The organism is Halomonas sp. ND22Bw, assembly GCF_003011945.1.
Taxonomy (GTDB): domain Bacteria; phylum Pseudomonadota; class Gammaproteobacteria; order Pseudomonadales; family Halomonadaceae; genus Halomonas; species Halomonas halophila.
This window is the reverse complement of record NZ_PXWD01001910.1, coordinates 1-231: the sequence shown is the minus strand read 5'-3', so window position 1 is coordinate 231 and position 231 is coordinate 1. Positions and strand designations below refer to the sequence as shown.

Sequence of the window (231 nt, the reverse complement as noted above, 5' to 3'; positions counted from 1 at the left end):
CATGTTGAGCACCCGGAACTGCTGGGGCGTCAGCGAGGCGATGGCCTCGGCGAAGCGGGCCTCCTCCTCGTCGGCCTCGCCCAGCGCCTCGGCCATCTCCTCCGGCAACCACACCTCGCCGTCGAGGATCTCGCCCACCGCCTCGGCGATCAGCGACAGCGACGAGGACTTGGGAATGAAGCCGGAGGCGCCGTAGTCGATGGCGCGACGCACCACATGCAGCTCGTCGCT

General features: G+C 69.3%; 1 pseudogene. It reads right to left on the bottom strand.

The features are described 5' to 3' along the window. Nucleotides 1-231: pseudogene (locus tag CVH10_RS24920) on the bottom strand (response regulator transcription factor); the annotation flags it as partial.